At 54.5% G+C, this 22,262-nt stretch carries 17 protein-coding genes and 2 pseudogenes; 8 read left to right on the top strand and 11 right to left on the bottom strand.

All coding sequences use genetic code 11. The features are described from left to right. Positions 1–21: 21 nt before the first annotated feature. From G3T16_RS15030 to G3T16_RS15010, 4 genes and pseudogenes are all read right to left on the bottom strand, one after another. A complete protein-coding gene (locus G3T16_RS15030) occupies positions 22–1,317 on the bottom strand; it encodes an amidohydrolase family protein (protein WP_163495948.1) in 1,296 nt (431 codons plus the stop codon). A 24-nt stretch (positions 1,318–1,341) separates the two neighbouring features. Next, positions 1,342–2,969: pseudogene (locus tag G3T16_RS22045) on the bottom strand (CocE/NonD family hydrolase). Between the two features lie 256 nt (positions 2,970–3,225). Next, positions 3,226–5,364: a TonB-dependent receptor gene (locus G3T16_RS15015; protein ID WP_163495945.1), complete on the bottom strand. Its 2,139-nt coding sequence runs from the start codon at positions 5,362–5,364 to the stop codon at positions 3,226–3,228. A 210-nt stretch (positions 5,365–5,574) separates the two neighbouring features. Then, positions 5,575–5,757 (bottom strand): hypothetical protein, encoded by a 183-nt coding sequence (locus G3T16_RS15010; protein WP_163495944.1) that lies wholly within the window; start codon positions 5,755–5,757, stop codon positions 5,575–5,577. 143 nt (positions 5,758–5,900) lie between these two features. Here G3T16_RS15010 and G3T16_RS15005 point away from each other — a divergent pair, with 143 nt between their 5' ends. Beyond that, on the top strand, positions 5,901–6,542 hold the full coding sequence (locus G3T16_RS15005; protein ID WP_163495943.1) for a LysE family translocator: 642 nt from the start codon (positions 5,901–5,903) through the stop codon (positions 6,540–6,542). A 612-nt stretch (positions 6,543–7,154) separates the two neighbouring features. Further along, complete coding sequence (locus G3T16_RS15000) at positions 7,155–7,817, top strand: site-specific integrase (RefSeq protein WP_332102829.1); 663 nt, start codon at positions 7,155–7,157, stop codon at positions 7,815–7,817. 230 nt (positions 7,818–8,047) lie between these two features. Here G3T16_RS15000 and G3T16_RS14995 read toward each other — a convergent pair whose 3' ends face one another. The 3 genes from G3T16_RS14995 to G3T16_RS14985 form a co-directional block, all read right to left on the bottom strand. Beyond that, positions 8,048–8,566, bottom strand: a complete 519-nt coding sequence (locus G3T16_RS14995) for a hypothetical protein (protein ID WP_163495941.1) — start codon at positions 8,564–8,566, stop codon at positions 8,048–8,050. 641 nt (positions 8,567–9,207) lie between these two features. Further along, positions 9,208–9,408: a type II toxin-antitoxin system PemK/MazF family toxin gene (locus G3T16_RS23395; RefSeq protein WP_197911693.1), complete on the bottom strand. Its 201-nt coding sequence runs from the start codon at positions 9,406–9,408 to the stop codon at positions 9,208–9,210. Next, entirely contained in the window at positions 9,402–9,656 is a 255-nt protein-coding gene (locus G3T16_RS14985; RefSeq protein WP_163495940.1) for an AbrB/MazE/SpoVT family DNA-binding domain-containing protein, read from the bottom strand. The genes G3T16_RS23395 and G3T16_RS14985 overlap by 7 nt, the downstream gene beginning before the upstream one ends. A gap of 142 nt (positions 9,657–9,798) precedes the next feature. On the opposite strand from G3T16_RS14985, the gene G3T16_RS14980 reads away from it, so the two are divergent. The 4 genes and pseudogenes from G3T16_RS14980 to G3T16_RS14965 all read left to right on the top strand — a co-directional run. Continuing rightward, on the top strand, positions 9,799–10,434 hold the full coding sequence (locus G3T16_RS14980) for a type IV toxin-antitoxin system AbiEi family antitoxin domain-containing protein (RefSeq protein WP_232059103.1): 636 nt from the start codon (positions 9,799–9,801) through the stop codon (positions 10,432–10,434). Between the two features lie 66 nt (positions 10,435–10,500). After that, positions 10,501–11,199 (top strand): nucleotidyl transferase AbiEii/AbiGii toxin family protein, encoded by a 699-nt coding sequence (locus G3T16_RS14975; RefSeq protein WP_163495939.1) that lies wholly within the window; start codon positions 10,501–10,503, stop codon positions 11,197–11,199. Positions 11,200–12,812: 1,613 nt separating this feature from the next. Further along, on the top strand, positions 12,813–15,005 hold the full coding sequence (locus G3T16_RS14970; protein ID WP_163495938.1) for a hypothetical protein: 2,193 nt from the start codon (positions 12,813–12,815) through the stop codon (positions 15,003–15,005). A gap of 41 nt (positions 15,006–15,046) precedes the next feature. After that, positions 15,047–15,301 (top strand): annotated as a pseudogene (locus G3T16_RS14965) (DUF6537 domain-containing protein); the annotation flags it as partial. A gap of 23 nt (positions 15,302–15,324) precedes the next feature. Here the strand turns inward: G3T16_RS14965 and G3T16_RS14960 are convergent. The 4 genes from G3T16_RS14960 to G3T16_RS14945 form a co-directional block, all read right to left on the bottom strand. Then, positions 15,325–17,694 (bottom strand): TonB-dependent receptor, encoded by a 2,370-nt coding sequence (locus G3T16_RS14960; protein WP_163495936.1) that lies wholly within the window; start codon positions 17,692–17,694, stop codon positions 15,325–15,327. A gap of 152 nt (positions 17,695–17,846) precedes the next feature. Continuing rightward, entirely contained in the window at positions 17,847–18,854 is a 1,008-nt protein-coding gene (locus G3T16_RS14955) for a 3-hydroxybutyryl-CoA dehydrogenase (protein WP_163495935.1), read from the bottom strand. A 3-nt stretch (positions 18,855–18,857) separates the two neighbouring features. Continuing rightward, positions 18,858–19,940, bottom strand: a complete 1,083-nt coding sequence (locus G3T16_RS14950) for an NAD/NADP-dependent octopine/nopaline dehydrogenase family protein (RefSeq protein ID WP_163495934.1) — start codon at positions 19,938–19,940, stop codon at positions 18,858–18,860. A 99-nt stretch (positions 19,941–20,039) separates the two neighbouring features. Further along, a complete protein-coding gene (locus G3T16_RS14945) occupies positions 20,040–21,017 on the bottom strand; it encodes an AraC family transcriptional regulator (RefSeq protein ID WP_163495933.1) in 978 nt (325 codons plus the stop codon). Positions 21,018–21,180: 163 nt separating this feature from the next. Here G3T16_RS14945 and G3T16_RS21205 point away from each other — a divergent pair, with 163 nt between their 5' ends. Together G3T16_RS21205 and G3T16_RS14940 are read left to right on the top strand one after the other, a co-directional pair. Then, positions 21,181–21,456: a hypothetical protein gene (locus tag G3T16_RS21205; protein WP_197911692.1), complete on the top strand. Its 276-nt coding sequence runs from the start codon at positions 21,181–21,183 to the stop codon at positions 21,454–21,456. Beyond that, positions 21,441–22,250: a nitrilase-related carbon-nitrogen hydrolase gene (locus G3T16_RS14940; protein ID WP_197911691.1), complete on the top strand. Its 810-nt coding sequence runs from the start codon at positions 21,441–21,443 to the stop codon at positions 22,248–22,250. The genes G3T16_RS21205 and G3T16_RS14940 overlap by 16 nt, the downstream gene beginning before the upstream one ends. Positions 22,251–22,262 lie beyond the last annotated feature (12 nt).

The following is a 22,262-nucleotide window of genomic DNA, read 5'->3' as shown; positions in this document are numbered from 1 at the left end:
CTCGCCTCCCGTCAAATACTCTCATTGCAAGCCCTTGACTATTACCCCCGCTTTCATAACGAACGCAATGTTTCCCAACAAGCGCAGATCCGTCTCTGGATCACCCATCACGGCAATGATATCGGCAGCCTTGCCTGGCCCAATCGATCCAATCTCGTCAGACATCTGGAGGATATCTGCTGCATTGACCGTCGCGGCTTTGATAGCCTCGGTTGGGGTAAGGCCCACTGCCTGCAGTTCTAGGAATTCCTCAAAAGAGCGCGGGATGCTGACAAGGGGAAAGTCCGAGCCAAAGCCGAACTTCACGCCGGCGTATGCTGCCTTCTTGGCACCGGCGCGTATCTTTGGATAAAGTTGCGGATATTGCGTCGAGAGCCTGGCGACCGATAGTGTCGGCACATAAGCGGTGCCCATTTCCTTCATTAGTGCGATCTCTTCTTCGCCAAGAGGACCGTGCTCGATGGTGTCGGCGCCGGCCAGGATCGCGTTGCTCACCGGAGCGCCACTTGCGCCCACGACCGTATGAACCGCAACGGTCCGTTTCAGCTGATGCGCCATGTCAATGATCCATTTGATCTCTTCAACTGTTTCGACGCTCTCGATTCGTCCGTCGACCAGGGGCATGTAGGAGAGCCGAATTTTTATCACTCCCGCGCCACGCCGGATCTCCTCACGGACCGCATTGCGGCACTGATCACGACTTTCGCAGTATCCGCGGCTTGCATAAAAAGGCTCGAGCTCGGCCCGGAAGCCCAACGTGTCCGCCGAGCTGTACCCGTTACCGATGCCAAAAAAAGGTTCGGAAGCAATGATTCGGGGGCCTGTCACGATTCCGCGACGGGTGGCATCGGCGAGTTGGTACATGATCGAGGCTTCGTCGCCCAAATCACGCACTGTTGTGAAACCCGCCTCGAGCATACTCTGGAGTCGCGGCAAAGTTTCCAGCATCACCGCTTCGGGCCTTCGCAGGCGCCAGGTATTCATTTGCTCCAACGAAGGCAGCGACATATGAGTATGGAGGTCAATCAGGCCCGGAAGGACGTAGGCCTGGGACAGGTCAACTACCCTCGGGCCATCCACAAATCCCTCCTTGATAGCCACGATTTTGCCGTCTTGCACGACGATCGATTTGCGAGCCTCTGCGGGCTGTCCCGGTACCGCCAGAAGGTGCCCGGCGTGAATAACATAGGTCTCGGGAATCGAGGTCGTCCCCGTTGCTCTCGCCTCACTATCGGAAACCGCTATTGCCGACGGGCAAAACAGGTAGCCAAGGACGAGAGCGAGGACGCTCAGGTAACTGCGAATCATGGATAACATGGCACGGGACCTCCTGGTGTGTGGCTATTCGTCTTTTGGCGAGACAAACGGAAGAAGAATATGGGACGGACGGAGCGCATTGTGGTGCACGGTTTGCTCGGCGACCACCGACGATTTTTCGCGCGCCTGATCTCCGCCGGTATTCAGATTGACATCGTACTTCCCCGCGGCGCTGGAGGAAATTTCAAGGCGCAGTCGATAACCAGGCAGCACGTCGAGACACGTCGCCCAAAGGTCGATGCGGTATTCCTCCGGCTTACCCGGCGTGAGTAGTGACTCACTATCGGTGCCATGCCGATATCGGGCCCTGATAATTCCGTCGTTCAGCCTTTGGGCATATCCACTCGGATGAACTACCAGCAGCTTTGCGGTCCAGTCTGTGTCCCTCGCGGATGAGCTTGCGAAGAGCACGACCTGCAGTGGGCCGCATACACGCTGGTTCTGCGTGAATGCGGCGGTCGTATAGACGAGGACATCGCTGCGCAACTCAACCTTCCGATAGTCGTCCGGCCCCCCCATCTGCTTTGCGTCGAGACCGGTCGCGTATGGAGCGGGGTTCTCCGGATCGAAGCGATAACGATCCGCCGCCTCGCCTGGTGGCGGCGTCTCCGTGGACAGACGACCGTCGCCATTCAATGTATTTGCCCCCCTTCGCTACGCAAGTAGTAGGGTACATATCGAGTACGGGCGATGGGCCACTCGTTCTCGGAGATCCACTGGTTGGAGCCCATGACGAAGAGCTTGACCCGTGGCTCCTTATTAAAGCCGTTATCGGCACCCTTCAGCCAATAATCGAACCAACGGCGTTGCAGGTCATCCAGGTCGATGACAGCGTCTGGTCCGAAGTCGATATCTCCCAGCTTGCGATCCGCGTTGATAGCATGCCCCCATGGGCCAATGACCAGCCAATGGCGCGTCCGCGCCTGCGAATCGCGCGCCTCACTGGTCATGGCGGTAAAGTTCTCGGTTGCGCCAACCAGCACATCATCGTACCAACCTGTAATCCAAAGCCCTGGCGTGACGGAGTTCAGGAGCGCGGCTTGATAGGATAAGTTTGCCCAGTAGGCACGGCTTGGCCCCGCGGCGATCCAGTCTCGCCAGACCGGCATCTTGCGACCCAGCCGGAGGTCCATGTCGATCAGGGGGCGACCACTGTAGGCCGCCTCGAGATCTATGTTATCGAGACTCTGATACATACGGCCGTCGAGGCTGGCGAGCCAGGCCGCTGTCGCGGGAATCGCAGCGCCTCCGGAGGAGTATGGGAACGCACGATCAGGATCGGGCGGCACGGCCATCAAAAGCATGGCCGTGAGTGACCGACGTCCCTTCGCGGCCGGATAGAGCTGCGTCCAGGCCCCATAGGATCCACCAAAGCCGGCAACTTCGCCGGAAGACCAGGTCTGGTTGGCCGCCCAGTCATAGGTATCGATGCCGTCGGCGGCTTCGTTGACGAGCGGGTAGAACTTCCCGTCGGAGTCGCCACGGCCACGCACATCCTGCACAGCGAACACGTAACCCCGCTGCGCCCACCAACGGCCCCGCCGGTCCCACGCCGGAGACTTGTTGTAGGGAGTGCGCGCAACAATGACCGGATAGCGCCCCGGCGCGGCTGGCTGGTAGACATCGGTCGACAGCTCGACTCCGTCGCGCATCGGCACGCGGATGTTGAAGGCAACCTCTACCTGGCTCGCGTTGGGCGGCGAGACGCGTTCAGCCTGAGCCCGTCCCGCAACCAAAGCGCAAGCGAGTGTGATCGCCACTATGACTGCCGCGCCTCCACGCCGGAATTTGTTCATATATTCACCTGCTTTCACCAAGTTAAAGCGGAGCGGGACGTTGCCGCCGGCTGCGACGCACACGAATAATCTGCGCCTTTGGCACAGGCGTGCAGGCCACGCCGCAGACTCATCAAAAATCTGCGGAGAGGCTAATCCCGATCGTACGCGGCTGCAGGATCGAAAATACCGGCTTTCCTCCTGAGGTCACGAGCGACAAACGCCCCCGGGTATCGAAAATATTCCGACCGAACAGTTGAATCCGAAGGTCGCCAATGTCTGCGCCCGCCCGCAGATCGACTGTTGTGTAGTCTGGCAATTCCTGAGGTGTGGTTGTAGTAATCGCGTTGCCACGCTCCGACACGTGGCGTACAGTTGCCCCCATAAACGGGGTATAGGCTGGCACACTCAGGAATGCGTAGTCGACAATCAGAGCGGCGCTGTATTGCCCATCCGTGTCGATGCCACTCCGGCGCGCTGTGGAGTAGCTGCCATTGGCGCTCAGTGTAAGCCCGGAAGTCGGCCGAGCGGTCAGGGTCGCCTCGCCGCCGCGCACGCTGGCAGAATCGCCATTCATCAACCCGCCCAGAGCAGAGCTCGCGTCGAAGACTTGTATGTCGACCCAGTCCACGTAATAGGCGGCGATGTCAACGCCGAAGCGGCCATCAGCGGTCTCGGCCTTGTAACCCACCTCGTAACTCTTCAGGCGATCTGAATCGAAAGTCGGTGGCGCCAAGGGTGACCCTGTGGCGGGATCCCGGGCCACGAAGTTCGGCCCGCCCGGCCGATATCCCGTCGCGAAACGCCCATACACCATTGCATACTCGTTCAAGTGGTAGCGTGCGTTCGCGAGATAGGTGGACACCCCCTCGCTGGAGCGTACCGTTGGTTGGCTATCAATAAAAATGCCCGATCCGAACTGGGTGTAAGACTGTCTGTTGTGCGCGTACCTCAGGCCGCCAGTAATGTCGAAATTATCGGTTAGCCGCCAAGTGATATTCCCAAAAAGGGCGTATTCCTCGTACTCCGAGGGCGCCGAGAGCGTGTAGAAGATGTTCGGCACCGGTTGGCGAGCGGAATCAAGCACCAACATCTCGGACTCACGATCACTCTCTTCGCGAGTATAGAAAGCCCCAAACGCCCATTCAACGGTAGCAAGCCCTTGAGAAGTAAGGCGGATCTCCTGAGTAACCTTGTCCGTTGACGGTTCGTCGCTCAGGCCGACCCCGTTGAAAGTTCCGAGGCCAACCTGCGCCAGCAGCGGAACAAACTCGGCGGAGATGTCGAAGCGATTCTCGGTCCGGGTCTCTTGGTAACTTGTGATCGAAGTCAGCAAGGCAGAGCCGAAGTCGTAATCGACTGTGCCCGCCACCAGCCGGAAATCCTGATCAAAGGGCTCAGTGACCTGGCGAGACTGGCGCAGACTGCCGAGAACCGGCCGACCGCCTGCCGTTGCAGTGAAGTCCACTTCCGGCGTGCCATCGCGCGAAATCGACTGAGACTCGGCTATCAAACGGACCGTAAGCTCATCGCTGGGGGTCAACATGAAGTCGGCGCGAACGCCGTGAAGCTCAGCATGATTAACATCCGCATCCCCAAGTGCCGGATTATCGACGTAACCGCCGTCTCGTGTGTAGTAGCCGCTTACGCGCACTGCCGCGTTATCAGTCGCTAGCGGCACATTCAGGACGCCGGCCACGTTGTAGTTCTCGCTTCCGTGAGCCGTGCTGGACGAAGAGCCAAGTATACGACCGGAAAACCCGTCGAGACCCGGCGCGCGGCTGACGTACTTGAGGAGTCCGCCCATCGAACTCGCTCCGTAGAGCGTACCCTGAGGTCCGCGAAGCACTTCGATCCGCTCAAGGTCAAACAGGGAACCGTCGGGGGTGTATCGGCCACTGCGTCCAAAGGAAGTGCTCGAGCCGTAGGGAATATCATCAACGTAGACCGCGACGGTCTGGTTGACGTCGGTACCGGCTGTCACTCCGCGCATTGAGATCTGCGTTGATCCAGGGCCCGAGGTGGTGAAATTCAGGCCCGGCACTGTGTTCGCGAAGTCCCTGAACTGCGTTGCGCTCAACTTCTGCAGGTCTTCGGGAGACATGACAGAAACACTTTGCGGTACATCGATCAATCGCTCCTCCCGCTTTTGGGCGGTAACGACCACTTCATCGATCTGCATTGCCACATCTTGAGCTCGGACCGAATCCGCGGTAGTGACGGCGACGGCCGAGATGAACAACCCCATGACGTTATAGCTTCTTCTTCGCATATCTCTTCTCCCCTTACACTTATGATTTCACCGATGTGAGCGCCAGAGTCAAAACCCCTCTCAGGACCAGAATTCCACAATGCACAGGTCTCAACCATAAGAATATCTACATGTCTCGGTATATATGATCGTGCAGCGGAAGAGCTGGACGATGCCCTGGATGACCAGCAAGATGCTGGCCGCGACGATGATCGTCTCGAACTGGCAGATCTAGATGTTGTTGGCCGGGCTCATGACGTCTAGTTCGAGATAGCGATAGGAGCGGCCGATGTGGCGCCATCCGGCAGAAACCAGCGCTAGGAAGAAAGCGAAGTAGTAGAGGGCCAGTTCGGCTTTCGCTTGCGTCCTCGCCGACCAGAGCCAATAGGCCGGAGCGTAGGCTCCCGCCATCATGACGCAACGCACGCAAGTAGTCTCTACAGTTCGACTTTCAAAGCACTTTCGAATGCCTCCGCACATGCAACAAGCAGTGTGGTATTCTTCCGCGTTGCAGCAAAATATGCGAACATCATCGTTGGTAATAATCGAGCTCGGCCATGATCTTCATTCCCGACTTCACTGTGCTCCTTCAGTTCGCGATCGCCGCCTTCATCATCGCCATCACACCGGGCCCCGACATGACGCTTTTCGTGGGGCGTGCACTCGCTGAAGGCCGAGCCGCGGGCCTCGCCTGCATGTTTGGCGCCATGACCGGTTGCATCATCCACACGATTATGGTTGCGCTTGGCCTCTCTGCGCTGATCGTCGCATCGCCTGAAGCCTTTCTCGTGCTGAAGGTGGTTGGTGCGGGCTATCTGGTCTGGCTTGCCTTCCAGGCGATCCGCAGGGGATCGGCCTTCTCACCGGATTCCGAGAAACGCAAACCGCGCTCGCTCTGGCAGAACTGGGCGACGGGTGTCGGAATCAACCTGCTCAATCCGAAGATCATCCTGTTCTTCATGACCTTCCTGCCGCAGTTCGTCTCGGTGAATGATCTGTATGCCGCGGAGAAGCTGTTCTTCCTCGGCCTGAGCTTCATCCCGCTGTCGCTTCTCTTCACCATTCCGATGGTACTGGCGGTCGACGGCTTTGCCGGGCTCCTGAAGAAGAGCCCGAAAGTTACCCGCGCGATCGACTGGCTGTTTGCCGGTGTATTCTCCGCCTTCGCCTTCAAGATCCTCACGGCGCAGAGGCTCTGAAGGCTGCGCGGCGGCGTCGAACCTAGGTGATTCAAGACTTTGAATCCCGAGTGGACCATCATCTTCCACATCTAGTTAGGAACAAAGCACGAATCGATAGGAGTCAGTGAATTCCATCCGTGGGCTATTTTACGTTCATTAATATTGAACAACGATTTTTCTGTGAACATTTGACCTGGCGTTGGCTCACTCTATATGTCTCGTTTAGTAGATCGCGGCACAAGAAGCGACGCATTGATCTGTGTGTCAAAAAAACCGGGGCGGATCCTGCGGGAGATTTGCGGGACTTGCTCTGATCCGTGGTGCTCTGTGGTGGAAATTCGCTGTGGGTCTTCGAATTTAAGTTAATAAAATCAATAAGTTAAAAATATCCAGCCAAATTCATAATGCTGGGGTCGGTGGTTCAAGTCCACCCGTAGCTACCACTTTTTCCTTTTTAAATCAAAAGCTTACAAAACCTCAAATCGCTCTGAGATTCTCCCTCCTCCCAATTGCGGGAGATCTGCGGGAGTTTTCATTGTTGATCAAGGTCAGGGGCTCTACCCGTTAGCACCTCATATAGAGGGAATTGCTGCTTGGCTCGCATCACAGGGCTACGCAGAATCTTCCATTGTGGGGAAACTTCGGTTGGCTGCTGCTCGAAGCCGGTGGTGCCATCGAAGTCAGCTACCCATCACTGCACTCGATGAAGCACTAATCAACCGCTTTCTCACCCCCCAGCGATGCCGGCGCTTTGGTCATGGCAGTCGGGCCACCGCTAAGATATTACTGAGCTACCTGCGGGAACTTGACGCGATTCCACCGCCCGCGTCCGTGGTTGACGAGAGCCCTTTGGCGCGTGTCCAGCGCGCGTCTGCTCAGTTCCTGGCTTGCGAGCATGGGCTGTCACCGCAGACGTTGAGCAGCTACCTGCCCATTGTGCGACAGTTTCTCACGGAGCGGTTCAGCGATGCCGCGGTTGAGCTGGAGGCGCTGTGTCCACAGGATGCCCATCACTTTGTGCTCCGGCATGCCCGCAGAGGAAGCCGCAGTCGCGCCCAGCTGACAGTAACCGCATTACGGAGCTTCTTTCGCTTTCTCTACCGGCGCGGAGAGATCACTGATGAGGAACAGGATGTCATCGATAAAATCCTGGCCCACTTACACAAAAAAGAGCAAGCCGACCCCGCTCTACCGCTACTGACACCACCATCCCGGGCGCCACCCGAGACATTAGCTCTTTTCCCAGGGAAGGATTCCGGGCCAACAGCACTCGACCAGCAAGGACGCCAGTGAACACCGCATGGCATGAACTGTTGCGTGCTCACGTCCAGGTTTGAACGGATATGAATGGCATACCCAACGTCGCGAACAGGATTTTCGGGTCAATAGATGAAAACTCGACAGGTCTGCAGGTCCAGTCGACACAATCAGCGAGGATGTCTACTCTCGATAGGCCGTTAATATGTCCTATACTTGTGGCGGGACTACAGGTAAAAGCGCGTTGACGGTCAGCCCGATATTATTTACCTGGGTACCAGCCGGCGGAACCAGCCCAAGGTGAGCAGTCCGAGCGCCGAGAGCAGGATCGTCGCAGGTTCCGCGATCTGTGCGGCCCGATAAGACACACGATAACTCAAAGCTTCTGCATTCAGCCCGAGAGAGCAGCAGAGGGTGCCCGACGTTGTGCTGGTGGAGTCTCCCGAATTGGAGATCACGATACGTCCAATCTGCCCATTGAGCACAAGGGGGTCTGCAAACCAGCCAGCGGCTTGTAAGTCTTGGCCGTCCAGATCTCCCATGAGCGCGGACCAGGCAGGGTCTGTCAAGAGCTGGCCGTCCAAACCAGTGGCGAGCCATTCCGCCTCGACGGCCCAGGTCCATCCGACATCGAGGGCCGCCTGATTACTCTGTTCCAACCAGCCGCCCAGACGGCCCCGCAATTCCCATTCCTGCCCATTGGGCAGAATGAGGCCCGCCCGGGCAGTCTGCGCAACCATAAACCAGAGCAGCACGGCCACCGCCGCGATCTTGTGCATTTTCATGTGATCACCCTCCAGGTGGAAGCGAGCATGCGCGATCAGAGAAAGTCCATGACGCTCCCAAACATTGACAATGCTATAAAACTTAGACCACTCAACCAATCTTCGCCAATTGGGCACGCGGGGCTTTCAGCTGTCATGCTGTCTGGATCATTGGGGATCATTGGGGATCATTGGGGTCAGAGCAAAAACCAAGCATACGTTCGCCGTCCTCAATGCTGGCGCCCTGCGGCGGCAAAATGCCATCTCCCTCAAATGACCCGGCAATCGCGCAAAAATACCTTGATTGCTCGTCCCACGACAGAGGTCTGGCTTGCGGGTATCGTCACACTCAAGCATGTGCAGCAGGGGAGCGGTTTCAAGCCCGGTCAAACCAGACTCATCCCGCCACAAGCGGGTGGCCGTCTGCCGAAAAGTGCGCTCGATACGAATGCCATAGACACTCGCCTTGCGATCACTACACGTGAGTCAGACCAACTGTATAACCTGGTTTAGCAAGGCCAGCACCTCGGCAAAGCGGGCATCGGTCACACTTTTCATTGGATGGGGCGCGCCGCCGCGCAGGCGCCAGTCGAAGGACTTGGGCTGATGGCAAAGCACGTAACTGGCTTGCCCGGCCTTGCGGCCGCCAGCAACGCCGACGGCTACCGCGAAGGGTTGTCAGCGTTATAGCTGGCAGTGGTCATCGGCAGGCCAATGACCAGGGACGTGCGTTCGTTAAAAGCTTTGGGAGACAGAACCAGAAAAGGATGCACATCGCGCATTTCTTTCCCGCGCTGAGGGTTGCAGTCTATCCATATGATGTGCTGGCGCTCGGGTACCCAGCCCTTGGTTCGTTTTACCACCGCTCTGCCCCCAGACGCTCATCGACAGACATGGCCTCCCCGCCGTGGCGCTCGGGGTCAAAGCGAGCCAGGCGCTGCTCCAAGCTCAGGGGTTCGTCATGCAGCGGCGTGATGATGATTCGTTCCCCTTCTACCGTAATACGCACCCGCTGGTCGGCATGCAGGTGCGCAGCACGAGCCACAGCCGCAGGCAGGCGCACACCAAGGTTGTTGCCCCAATGCTTGATATCAAGAACCGTTTCGGTCATGGCAATCTCCGGGATAATGTTTAAACGAAGTATAAACACTATTTGCCGTGCCGGCAAATGCCCGCGCGGAGGGAACCAAGGCGGACCCTTGCGGGAGATTTGCATTCCCCCGCTCGACACCGTTGCTATACGTCGGTATTTATTGACATTTACCGACTATATGCAACAAGATGGCGCCATGGAAATTTCGTATCAAGCTATTCTGGATCTCGCCAGTCAGCACGGCCTGATTCGTCCACGCGATCTGAATGAGCGCGGGCTTCCCACTGTCGCTCTCACTCGGCTGGTGCGGCAAGGACGGCTCCAGCGCGTAGGACGTGGCCTGTATGCGATTCCGAATCGGCTAGTCTCGGAAAACAGCGCACTGGCCGAGGTAGCTCGGAAGCACCCTCAAGCCATCATCTGCTTGCTGTCGGCACTGCGCCTGCGTGAGCTCACCACACAGTCGCCATTCGAGGTCTGGGTCGCCATTCCGAACAAGGCACGCGCACCAAAGATGGACTATCCCCCGCTGCGCGTCGTGCGCTTTTCTGGTGCCGCACTGACCGAGGGAATCGAGGAAGACATCATTGATGGTGTGCCGGTACGCGTGACCAACGTCGCCCGCACCGTGGCCGACTGCTTCAAGTTCCGCAACAAGATCGGTCTCGATGTCGCGCTGGAGGCACTACAAGATGCGTGGCGAGCCAAGCGAGTGGGCATGGACGAACTCTGGCGGTATGCCACGATATGCCGAGTGGCCAACGTCATGCGGCCCTATATGGAAAGCCTGCCATGACAAGATACCTGGATTGGCAATCGGACTGTAGGTCTGCCCGCGAGGTGATGCACAGGGGTGTGCGCCATGAATGAACGCAACGTCGCGGCATCCGTACGGGCGCGCCTACTCGATCGGGCCCGTGGGACCGGGCAGGATTTCAACCTCGTACTCACCCGTTACGCGATTGAGCGTCTGCTTTACCGGATCAGCATTTCCAGTCACGCGGATCAGTTTCTGCTCAAGGGAGCCCTGCTGTTTGACCTGTGGTTCGATATACCACATCGCCCAACCAGGGACGCCGACTTTCTGGGATTCGGCTCGGCGGAACTGCCGGATATCGAAAGCGTCTTCAGGGAAATCTGCACGATCGAATCCCACGATGGCGTAGTGTTTCAACCCGACACCGTGCACGCTGCCGAGATCCGCAAAGAGGCAAATTATGCTGGCGTGCGTGTCATGTTACTGGGTGTGATCGACAGCGCACGCTGCCAGATCCAGATCGACATAGGATTCGGCGACGCTGTCACGCCCAGCCCGGAGGATGTCGAGTACCCCATTATGCTGACCGAGTTCGCGGCACCAAAGCTGCGTGCCTATCCGCGCTACACAGTCGTGGCCGAAAAGGTCGAAGCGCTGTCATCGCTTGGCATCGCCAACAGTAGAATGAAGGATTATTTCGACCTGTGGATACTACTGGCTCAGCACACCGATTTTGACGGTGACATCCTCCGCCAGGCCGTTCAGTCCACCTTCGATCGCCGCAACACCGCGCTGCCTGGTTAACAACTCTGAAGTTGAGCACTGTAGAAAGTCGCAGCAATTGAGAGGATCCATAAATACCTCCGAGGCAATGCGGGATCTACGTGTTGACTCATAAGTAATGTTTACCGAAGGACGGTTCAGGTCAGATTCGTTGCCTCACATTTGAGGTTACCCTGATCCTCCGGAATATTTGCTTAAGTTTCTTCTCAATGGCTTGCTTGAGTATAAAGGGGTTGAGGGCCTCGCGGATATCACGGAGCTGCTGCTTGATCTCGTCCGTGATGTGCTCGGAGTCCGTGCTTTGAGCGGACGTTTCCTCCACGCTGCCAGCAAGCGCGTTGTAGATGGGTCCGGAGATATGAATCCATCTGATAGGACAGTGAGCGGACGAGGAGATGTACTTCTCCCATGAGGGGCATCGTGCTCATGAGAGAAGTGATGAGACGGAAGAGACAGACGCATGCGTCAGGTCGGGTTTGCACCAGTGGTGGTCTCGAATGTGCCTCAATTGGAGTAAATCAGAGCAACTTTTAATCTTCTTGCTCGACAATATTTGACGTTTTCGGAATTGGTGACTACTTTTTGTAAGTTGTTCAATGACTAACCGGCGCACGACAACGGTGCGCTAGGCCTTTTCGCAAACTGGGCGGGATGTTCATGCTTGGATAAGAGGGCTGCGCGTGTGTTTACGCTACATGGTCTACGAGCTCTCTCGATCTTCCCTCTACTTGGGATTGCCTGCCAAATTTGCGTCGCAGCCGATACCGCTTCGACGCCGAAAGACCGATTCTCCTGCGACAGCTCCAGTCAAAGTGGTTACTTAATTTCTACGCCGCAAATTATTGATCCTTACTGTCCATTGAGTCATGTGCATATGGCCGCAGAAAGGATTGACGTTAAGACTGTCGTTATCACAGTTGCTGATCCGCTCGAGTCCCGTCTAGGTCGCGTCTTTGACAGTCAACTTTCTGCCATCATCCGAGCCTTTCATACTCAGAACTACGTGTTGGACGGATTTGCGTTGACCTGGCGTCTCAATCGCAGCAGAGACGTGGCGCTCGATTTAGAGCACGGCACAGGAAATTATAACGAGCAACATCGAAGTAGGCCCAGTGTGGTTGTGTTTCGTAGAGATAAGTGGCGGGAGTGGCGGGATGGAAACTATACAAAGGTTGGAGCCGAATACTTCGTGGCATATCTCGTAGGAGAATCGCCAACATTCGGTGTGCATCCGGCAGCGTTCACGGACGCTGTACTATGCGCAGCACATCTTACAGGGCAGCTGGACAGACAACTTCTTTCGCGTAAATGCACCCACCCTAATCTTCCGGGAAGTATTTTGAATGTAATAGGACCTTCTTTCTCTGGCTCTATGGAATCGCTCGCTTTGGGGCTGAGTTCGACGGTTCCTGAGCTAGCCCCATCCGAGCCTATGAACAATAAGTCAGTTAAAATTAACGTCGTTTCTCCGTCAGCGACAGTTGATAGCAATAAGAATATAACGGCATGGACACATGCAAATCGCGGGGCCCGAATTAAATATACGGTACACATCGCTCGCATTTACTATTGAAAGTCAGCTGAAGGTCCTCGCAGACTTCAGAAGGGATAAATCGGAGGACGAGCTGCTAATTTTGACTGAGGAATCGACTTTTGGTTACGGGGTTTCCGATTTCATTAATACACTCAAAAATCGTCCTGACTACGATTCTTGGTCACTCCTTGTTAATGCCAGAGTGATTAATTTTCCCCAGAATATAGCTGTCGTACGCGCTGAGCAATCGCGTATAGAGCAAGAAAAAAGCGCCCACCTGCGCAGGGCCTTTAAAGCGGAAACTCGTCTCCTGGAATTGGATCTATCCGGTCTTGAGGAGATCACTGATCGACCACCAGCTTATCGTCGTGAATTAAGTTCACGCTCAGATGAACTAATGCTCTACGGAGCCTTTGATGCGATGAGCGTCTGGGTCAAGCCAACCATCGTAGTCATTGTGGCAACCGATCTACGCGACCGCTTGTTCCTCCTTAATGAAGTGCGAAAATCTCTCCCTAAAGCCTTGCCGGTGCTTCTGGAAATGGATTATCTGTCCGTTCATCCAGACTATCGTAAAATCAGCCGCGGCTCACTTTCCATTCCAACCGGCAAAACGCTACTGTGCATGACGCAAGGTAGTAGACTGACGGACTGCCCGCATCAGAAAAAGGATGAAGCAACCGACACCTCTCAGTCACAGAAAACTACTAGTCCACACCAACGTCCAGCTGACGCTGGACAGCTATCATATCTATCTTTTCCGTCGGATTATGCTGCGAATATGTTTCGAGCTGTTCTGGGACTTATCGAGCCCGAGACCTTAGGGCATCGGGAATCTGATGTTGGCGCTATTGAAGAACCCCAGATCTGGTTATCAACGCTAGCAGGTTTCCAATCCGTAGGAACAGAAAAACGTCCTTCAAGTAAACTGTTAGTTGCCGACGGACGGCTATCACTGGAGCAGCCTGTCCCGACTTTCTTCCTTGTGGTTGGTGCGTTGATAATAATTATTGGTGGGTGGACACGAATTTTTGGTCGGATACACCTCATAATGCTAACGCCATTGCGCCACCTAAACCCTTTACCCGGGATACGCGAGTTGGATTTCCAACTTAATGGCAGAGAGCAGGTATCCTCTACGGGGCCAGAATCGATAGATAAGCGGTTAAACAATCTGCTCTCGCTTCTTCTGATTTTGTTGGGTGTAGTGGTTTTCTGCATAGCATTGTGGAGGCTGTACACTTTGAATCCATCCGAAGGAGGAAAAGTATGGTCCTTAGCCCATGGCCGTGACAAATTTATGCTCGCGTGTTCGGTCCTCGTTTATATCAGCATTGCGATTGTTGCAGGTTGGCGAATGTACCTGTGGCAACGTCGTAGTCGCACAGTTTTTACAACGGTTACAAGTGATCTCGCAATCGCTTCCGTGCAACCCGCTATCTGGCGATACGGGAAGGTAGATCCAGGTCTTATTTCAATTGCCATTGTAGTTTTGCCACTGTTCTGGGGCTTCTTCCCTGGATTGCCTACCTCGGTCGATAGCATGGTTCCTGCCATCCTAACCTTTGTCACACTTATCTTGCTCGGTGTCTGGTTTACCACTGAATTATTGTCTGAGGCAAATCGCCTGGCTAACCTGGCGCAGATTCTTGCTCCAACACTGAACTGGCCAGCCAACCCACAAAACCAAGATGGATATCCTGCTCGTCCGACAAACACTCCCGCCGCAGATAGTTGGGCGAGCCCATGGAGACTCAGATCGTTGCCGCAAACGCCTTTTAGTCTGCGCTTCCGTAAACGCGACCTCACAGCATTACTCGCATGCCCAGATAATGAGTGGAAAGAGCACACCAAGGAGCTCGTTAAAGGGACGTGGCCATTTACCAACACACAGAGCAGCTTCGAAGATTGGCAAGCGCGCATGGTTGCCGAAATGCGCTACGCGTTAGCCGCGATTCGCTGCTGCGCCTGGGCCGCCATTCTTGCGCCGACGGTACTTCTACTCACGACGGGCATCTATCCACAATTTAACGAACGGATTGTAACCATTAGCTCCGTACTTATTATTATCACTGCTTTTACTGCAATGATGCACGTTATCATCAAGTTTGAGCAAAGCCCCCTTCTTGGTCGGATGTTCACGCTAAATGGCGATCGGCTTTCAATCAGCGGCGCCGTAGGGGCGCTTTGGGGCAAGGTGATTGCCGCCGCCGTTATCTTGATACCCGTACTATTTCCTGATGTGTTGTCATTCTTCTATAATCTTTTCCAATCCATCTACTCACTACAATAGGAGTGCAGTGAACGGAAGAGAAAACAAAATACAATCCTCGCAAGATAGCGTTCGACCCGTGGATCGTGCCGGTGTTCGGGCTGTTGGCCAGATTCAGGTTCCTGCGCGGCAGCGCGCTGGATCCCTTTGCCTGGACCGCCGAGCGCCGGGCTGAGCGACAGCTGATCCGCGACTATGAAGCATTGCTGCGTGAGGCGATGCGGACAGTCGACGTGCCGCGCCGTGCGCAGGCGGCGCAATTGCTGGCACTCCCGCAACGAAATTATGGCAGGGTCGGTAAACCGTCCCTGCCATAATTACAGATGATCTCTCTACAACCCTAGAGAAAATTATACTGCACGGACAGTGTCCATTCAAAAGGACGTCCATATACTTGTTCAACATAAGCGGCTGACGTACCGAAGGCTGAATTACCGGTCACCAAATACTTTTCATCTGTTATATTCCTGAACGCCAACACGCTTCTCCAACGTCCGTCGTTAGTTTCCAGAAAAAACGCTGCATTTAGCAGGGTGTAGGAATCTTGGTGGAGCTGAGACGTATTGACCGCATCGTTTTCCTGCTCATCGTGATAGGACCAATCAACTCGCGGGGTCAAAGTTGCCCAGTCACCAAGATCAAAAGTATAGGCAATGCCCAGTGAGGGACTTAATTTTGGAGTATTGACCAGTTCATTATCCAGAAATACCGGTGTCGCGTTAGTACCCGCGCTGGACACGCTGTCGTCCAGTTCATCGTATCTCGCATCAATGTAACCCAGAGCGCCTGTGATGTACCAACGATCGGTCGGCACCCAGGTCAATTCAACTTCGGCGCCATCGATATCGGCTGTACCTCCGTTGAACGTAACGGGATTGAATCCCTCACGGATGATAATCTGCAGATCCTCATAATCGGTATGAAACACTGCTATATTTAAACGCAGCGTGTTGTCGAACAAATCCGACTTCAGGCCTATCTCATAGCTTTCCACGGTTTCCGGTTGGAAGCTGGTGGGTGCGGCTATGAAGGCTGTGAAACGCTGATCGAAACCACCGCTTTTGAATCCCTCGGAGTACGTACTATATACCATTACGTTATCCGTCCACTGGTAGGACAGATTAAGCATGATATTGGTATCGTCAAACTCTTCCCCAAACTCGGCAAAGGTTACCAATCGTTCACCCGCCGCAAGCGGTGCTCCGACAGATGGCAGGTAAAAGCCCTCGAAGAGCGGGAAAGTAGGAGAGAAAATACCGCTGGCGGACGCGTCACCCAATGAAATCTGGTCCGGAGTAAAACGCTTGCTGTCTTCGGTATATCTCACGCCGAAGGCTAACGCCAGACGATCGGTCATATCGTAAGTGGTCTGAAAGAACGCTGCTTTCGAATCGTTATCATAGAGCCCGCCGCTACGTATCGCCCCAACGGGGAGATAGACAGGGTTTAAGTTAAAGCCCTCTTCCTGGAAATAATAGAGCCCGAACAACCACTGCAGGCGGTCTGCGAGTGCAACGCCGGAAAACTGGAATTCCTGACTGAACTGCTCATGGTCATAAAAATCTTCCGTAGCAAAAATATTTGCCGGAGTATTATCCCCGTCACGAGAGGACTCCATCTCCATTTCTCTGTAAGCAGTAATCGACTTCATGTTAAGCCAATCATTGACATTCCAGGTCATCTCGGCGCTAACGCCCCAGATATCCAGGTCCGACTTAACCGGGAATGTGCCCTCGGAGCGGTACTCGCCGGCAAAGGTATCCGGACCAAAACAACCGGGCGCGCCACCCGCACCTACGCCGGGCGGCGGAAAGGAAGGTGGTCCGGACAGCGGGAAGTCCGGGTTTATAACGATCGCGTCGCAGCTTTCCAGTACACCGTTACCGAACGTACCAAAAGCCGCCTTATCGTTGACACCACCAGAAACGGTGGGGGCACCATTCTCACGAATTCTTGTCGCATCGGCGGTAGCATACAATTCAAATACATCGCTGGGTGTCCATTGTATGGTGCCACGTGCTGAAAGGCTGTCATCGTCGCCTGTATCTATGCCGTCATTTATACGCTTGACGTAACCATCGCGTTTCTTCGACGCGAAGGCAAAATTGGACAGCAACTGATCGGAGATCGGCATATTAAATTTACCAGTGAGGTAACGCATATCATCATTACCGACCTGCACCTGGATACTGCCACTTTTTTCGTCAGTGGGACGTTTGGAGTGGATTGAAACGGCACCACCTATCGTGTTGCGGCCAAACAGGGTTCCCTGCGGGCCACGCAGAATTTCGATGCGCTCTACATCAAGAAAGTCAAGCACGTTCCCTACCGAGCGGGCCATATATACGCCATCAATATATAGCCCAACACCCGGATCGGTGACCGGCGTAAAATCTGTCTGACCGATACCGCGAATGAATATCTGTGCCGCCGAATTGGAGCCGGAAGACGGCGAAACGGGGTCAAATGTCAGGTTAGGAGTAACATCACCCAAACGATCAGACGAGTCGATTTGCCGCACCTCCAGTTCCCTTTCGGTAAAAGCGGAAATGGCAATTGGCGTCGCCTGCAGGTTTTCCTCACGTTTCCGCGCCGTTACTACCACTTCCTCCAGTGCAAAACCTGCTTTCTCCGCGGCCTGTACGCTGGGAACGGAAGCCAGCAAGCTAATAGCAATCAAGGGAGGCACCCCATATTTAAAAGTTTTCATTTTCATTTCCCCATCTCGGTCGTGACACTGTTAACAAAATTCCAAGCGTTATGTAGGTTATTTTGGTGAATACGTTTTTGATCGCTCTCTTAATCCAATCGTTGCAGAATCTTCCAGGACAGAACCGCCACCGTTATAAACACGATATCCGATTAATTTTTTTGATCGATATCAATGCCCGGCATCAAATCAAGATGCCGCAACATCCCAATAAAATCGCTCAGCTTTTGTTTACGGTAAGCTTCGATATCAACGCCTTGATAATCATAGAAGCCCGCACCGTCTCTCAGGCCGTTAAGGTTATTCTGCATATGCTGTTTTATTATATTCGCCGGAGCGAACCGCTCTTTATCAATATTCTCGGCCAGATAATTACAGGCATAGTAGAGAATATCACCGCCACCCCAATCTATGAATTCCAGTAAACCTAGAACAGTAAAACGCAACCCGAATCCGACACGCACTGCAGTATCCACATCCTCGGCGGAGGCCACCCCTTCTTCCACCAATCGTGCTGCCTCGTTCATCGCCATTGCCTGGATACGGGGGACAATATAGCCTGGCGAAGCCCGACAGACTACCGGCACCTTACCGATAGCGGAAAGGATATTCCGTACCGCTACCACGGTGGAATCACTGGTTATTTCTCCCCGGCTTATCTCAACCAGTGGAATCAGGTGCGCGGGGTTCAACCAGTGAGTGTTTAGGAAGCGGGCCGGTTGCGTCACAAATTCAGCCAGTGCGTTGACGGAAATGCTTGAAGTTGTGGACGCAATCAGCGCGTTTTCAGGCACAATCTCATCAAGCCAGCAAAATGCTTCTTTTTTTGCCGCGATGATCTCGGGAACCGCTTCAAATACGAGGTAAGTATCCGACAGAATATCGAGCGCCTGTTCTGCAGGCAGTAGTGTTACCAGCTTAGCCACAAGCTGAACCCGATCGAGCCCCGAAGTCTCGTTATCCGCCATACACTCAAGATCATTATATAGATCTTCAGCCGTCTTGCGTGCCAGCTCCTCGTAGTCCTCGGCATCGCGTGATTTCAGATCCACTAACGTTACGGGCATACCTGCATAGGCAAATGCTAGTGCAATCCCCCGGCCCATGCGCCCTGCACCAATCACGCCCACGCGAGTTAACTCCGTCGTATCAGGCGTCATTACCTAAATCCCTTCACGAAGCAGGCCGGAAAACCCGGCAAGATCCAGACTATTTAGGCCCATCGATTCCAGGGTACGGCCTTCGGCATAGAAGTCACGACCTGTCACTGCCGAACCTAGTACCATCAAGCCCTCGGCTACCGGCGTCGCTAGCCCCAGCCAGCGCCCCAGTGACACCATCAGCGATAACCCCAATCGGGTATCTTCAAGCATATAACGATGTTGTTCCAATTCTATCTTCTCACGCCAGTCGCCTGAATCGGTAAGCTTCTCATGAGCTGCGTTGCCATACATCCACTCGTCACCACCGGCACTGTAGTGATCAGCTAGAGGAAAGTGAGGAGCCACATAGCCAAGTGCTTCCCGCAACGCTATTCTCTCAGCGTCCAAGGCATCGGTGACCCTGCGAATGGCTGGTTGCGTACCCTCGTTGTGTATATCCCACGATGGGAAGTACTCCAGGGGACCGGCATTCATCAGGATCAATGGCGGGTGAATAATAGGCCCGGCGTTCATCAAAGCACCGGAAAGAGCGTCTTCAACGGGCTCTATCGACGGATATGCCTTGCGCAGCACCGCAAGAGCTCGGTCACTATTACGGGACGGGAATACTCCCGTAGGCAATCGGGTGGCATAGGCGCTGACGACAACCTCTCGATCACCATGTTTGCGTGCGAGATAAGGCAATGTACCGGTTTCAGCAAAGCTCACATTGGCTTCATTACCAGCTTCGCGCATGGTCTTCATGAAGAGGTAGCTACCAAAGGTGCCTGGCGGGAGGTAGACAACCTGGCCACTCTGCCAAAGTGGGGCTAACTCAACGGAAAGGCTTTGGTGGGTAGTGGCGGGAAGCGGGATTATCACGAGTTCAGCGTCGTCTACAGCTTCCGCCAGCGATGCCGTGATGCGTTCGAGCGGCACTTCACGCCGTCCCCGGTGATCCACCAGAGTGATTGCACCGGCATCTGACAGCGACTCTAAAGCCTGCTTGTCTCGTCGCCAGAGACGGACATTGTGACCCTTTTCCGCCATTTCAGCAGCGGCAGCGTAACAACCGTGTCCACCACCCACCACAGTAACTCGCATAATAAACGTGCCCTTTGAAGTCTTTCAGGGACTTGATACTATAATGCCAAACTTTTATGACACTATCCGGCAGGCGAAGCGTTCATTCAGCAGCGGAAGTCAATCGTGTGCGAGGGTTTCAGAGGGCAGACACCCATAACGACGCCGGTAATAATTGGCAAAGCGACCCGGGTTATTAATTCCGAGCGCGACCAGAACTTCGGTGACACTAACACTACCGGGAGCAGCGCAGCGCAGCGCATTATGGGCGCGGGCTAACCGGCGATCACGGATATAATCTGATGGAGTCTGCTCCAGAAAGCGCTGGAAGCCACTTTGCAAAGTTCGAGCGCTCACTCCCACCTCTCGAGACAACTGCGCGAGCGTGATAATTTCACCCAGGTGATCCTCTATATAATCCCGCGCCCGGCGCACGTGCCAGGGTAAAGCGACCCTCGCCCCCCGTAGTAATCTATCGCTATAGCTGTGTCGGTGCGTATTGAGTAACTGACCAATAGCCAACTCGGCAAACTGGCGTTGCACTATTGGCGCACGTAAGCATTCACCACCTGCATTGTACTGCCGGGAAAGAAACTGCAAAGTCTGGAACCAGGCCGCACCAACCGGCGTATCATGAGACAAAGCCAGCTCGAAAACGGGCGGTGCTGTAAAACTGCGGTCGAGTTGCTCCATGAGACAACGCTCGAGCGCGTCACGGCGTACCCTCAGAATCATATGACTACAGCGTTGGTCCATAAAGATGCGCGTTGCCTCGGACGGAGAAACCACAGTCGTCAGCCCTACCCCTGTATCCATTTCGCGACGACCGTTACTTACGCGACTATTTCCTGAAAGAGTGGTCTGAATCAGGTAATAATCCGAGATCTGTCCTGGATCGATCGTCACGGGAGTACCGTAATGGATATAGATAAGAGCGATATCGCCAATAAACACCCCGTCAAGCCTCGTGTTGACCCACTTCTCGGAACTACGCAGTCGCATTCGATGTGGCCACAGTAACTTTCCCACCCGTTCGCGGGTTTCTTCGATATCTGTTGAACGAATCAGGTTGTAGTTGGCTATTGGACTTTTTTGCATTAAGCGTCCCCTTATTCCATTTCTGATTATTAAAAATAATTTTTATAATAAAATCAGGATTTAATCCCTTCGCACGACGTATGCCATCTTCGCAGGTCGCATAGACCCCGATGCTAAAGGCCTTCATATTTTATAACTGAAATACACTATCTTGGACACCATCATGAACATAGAACCTTACAATACAGTGGGTCTGATTCCCACGGTCTGGGGAATTAGCCGGCGGGAAGACATCCTTCACAATATCGAACATCTGCGCCACATGGTCAAGGCAGCCTGTTGGCTGGCATCACTTGACCTGCCGGTACGCCTGATCGCCCTGCCGGAGGGGCTCTGCAGGGTTTCAATGACGAAGTACTGGACGCCGATCATGTCGATTTTGCACGCACCTGCGCCATCGATATCCCGGGTCCTGAAACAGATTTGCTGGGCGAGATAGCCCGTGAATACGGTGTCTATATGATGGCGCAGGCCAAAGCCCGCCACCCGGAAATTTCTGACCGGTTTTTTAATGTGGGGTTTATTATCGATCCTGAGGGCGAAGTTGTGTTGAAACACTACAAAGTAGCACCGCTCTACCCCGTGGAACACTCAGTCTGCCCCCATGATATATTCGATTGGTGGGTAGAGCGTTACGGATATAACCTCGACGCATTCTGGCCGGTGGTCGACACGCCAATCGGGCGCATGGGAATCATGATGGCCAATGAGGGCTCCTATCCAGAGAATGCGCGCGCGTTGGCAATGAATGGCGCGGAAATCGTCTATAGAGCATCCCTCCCCCATCCAGCGGCTTCGAATGAATTTTTCGAGGTCCAGAGCCGGGCTCGAGCCCTGGACAATAATTTCTATGTACTAGCGCCGAATATGGGTACCTATTACCTGACCCGTGACGCCGAAGCACCGATCGATACTTTCGGCGGTCGCTCGTATATCATTGACTACCGTGGTCAAATCGTCGGCCGGCAGGATTACGGGGGAGTGTCCACAAGCGTCTGTGGACCAATAAATATCAACGCATTGCGGCACCACCGGGCGAATTCGCAGTGGACCAACTGGCTGAAAGACTTGCGTACCGAGCTTTATCAAATGCTGTATAGCGACCCGATCTATCCCAAAAATCTCTACCTGAATCGCGAACCGATGAAACACGCCGAGTATGCTGAGAAGGTGATCAAGTGCCAGATCGCGCTGCTCCACGAACGGGATATCTGGAGAAAGCCGAACGAATAGAGGTGGTCGTAA

The sequence above is a fragment of the Kineobactrum salinum genome, assembly GCF_010669285.1.
Lineage (GTDB): Bacteria > Pseudomonadota > Gammaproteobacteria > Pseudomonadales > Halieaceae > Kineobactrum > Kineobactrum salinum.
Note: the sequence above shows the minus strand (reverse complement) of the source record. Positions and strands in the feature narration are given on the sequence as shown.

What these genes read in the sequence shown, in the direction of transcription:
- G3T16_RS15030 (WP_163495948.1), bottom strand. Translation starts at nt 1,317, where the DNA reads ATGTTATCCATGATTCGCAGTTACCTGAGCGTCCTCGCTCTCGTCCTT.
- G3T16_RS15015 (WP_163495945.1), bottom strand. Translation starts at nt 5,364, where the DNA reads ATGCGAAGAAGAAGCTATAACGTCATGGGGTTGTTCATCTCGGCCGTC.
- G3T16_RS15010 (WP_163495944.1), bottom strand. Translation starts at nt 5,757, where the DNA reads ATGATGGCGGGAGCCTACGCTCCGGCCTATTGGCTCTGGTCGGCGAGG.
- G3T16_RS15005 (WP_163495943.1), top strand. Translation starts at nt 5,901, where the DNA reads ATGATCTTCATTCCCGACTTCACTGTGCTCCTTCAGTTCGCGATCGCC.
- G3T16_RS14995 (WP_163495941.1), bottom strand. Translation starts at nt 8,566, where the DNA reads ATGAAAATGCACAAGATCGCGGCGGTGGCCGTGCTGCTCTGGTTTATG.
- G3T16_RS14985 (WP_163495940.1), bottom strand. Translation starts at nt 9,656, where the DNA reads ATGACCGAAACGGTTCTTGATATCAAGCATTGGGGCAACAACCTTGGT.
- G3T16_RS14975 (WP_163495939.1), top strand. Translation starts at nt 10,501, where the DNA reads ATGAATGAACGCAACGTCGCGGCATCCGTACGGGCGCGCCTACTCGAT.
- G3T16_RS14960 (WP_163495936.1), bottom strand. Translation starts at nt 17,694, where the DNA reads ATGAAAACTTTTAAATATGGGGTGCCTCCCTTGATTGCTATTAGCTTG.
- G3T16_RS14955 (WP_163495935.1), bottom strand. Translation starts at nt 18,854, where the DNA reads ATGACGCCTGATACGACGGAGTTAACTCGCGTGGGCGTGATTGGTGCA.
- G3T16_RS14950 (WP_163495934.1), bottom strand. Translation starts at nt 19,940, where the DNA reads ATGCGAGTTACTGTGGTGGGTGGTGGACACGGTTGTTACGCTGCCGCT.
- G3T16_RS14945 (WP_163495933.1), bottom strand. Translation starts at nt 21,017, where the DNA reads ATGCAAAAAAGTCCAATAGCCAACTACAACCTGATTCGTTCAACAGAT.
- G3T16_RS21205 (WP_197911692.1), top strand. Translation starts at nt 21,181, where the DNA reads ATGAACATAGAACCTTACAATACAGTGGGTCTGATTCCCACGGTCTGG.